Source organism: Acidiluteibacter ferrifornacis (assembly GCF_009909615.1).
In the GTDB taxonomy this organism is placed as follows: Bacteria; Bacteroidota; Bacteroidia; order Flavobacteriales_E; family Vicingaceae; genus Acidiluteibacter; species Acidiluteibacter ferrifornacis.
The window spans coordinates 1-584 of the sequence record NZ_WWNE01000019.1 but is presented as its reverse complement, the minus strand read 5'-3'; the positions used below and the strand labels follow the sequence as shown (position 1 = coordinate 584).

General features: G+C 39.0%; 1 protein-coding gene. It reads right to left on the bottom strand.

Going from position 1 to position 584, the window contains the following annotated elements; all coding sequences use genetic code 11:
- Positions 1-584, bottom strand: a 584-nt coding sequence (locus tag GQN54_RS15270; protein WP_207554933.1) for a hypothetical protein, incomplete at both ends; no start/stop codon positions are given.

The window sequence follows — 584 nt, the reverse complement described above, 5'->3', positions numbered from 1 at the left end:
GAAGCTGACAATCCACAGTTTGAAGTTGGTGATACTATAGAGTCCATTGCTAAATTCACCCCTACAGTGTCATACACTCTAAAGTCATCTATAGCAACGTCTCCATAGAAGGACGCACCTTTAATTGTCCAGAATCTAAATGTAGTAACCCCTAAATTTTGGTAAGCACTCAAATCTAAGCTTCTTAACTTAAAGGTATCAGTAATAGCACCTTGCTTTTGACCAAGTAAGGTATCTATTGTAACCCATTGTCCTGCTGAATCAATATCTAATCCTAATGCTATGATGCTCTGACCATACATGTGATACCAGTAATCCACTCTTGTTGAGCTATTCGCTCCATTTACAGGAGTAATATCTATACAAGTAGACTCTAGGTAGATGGTATCTCCGGTTGTTCCTGAAGATGCTTCTGAGTAAATATAGGTTCCAACTCCATTATGCGGTGCATTAGGACCTGTGCTACCAGAACTAGTAGAACCTGTTTCTGCTCTCCAATCAAAAGCTCCTGCATTTATTGGAGTCCAATTGATTGGTGAAAAATCTGTTGCTCCATCTGTTAACACATCAAATGTTTGTGGATA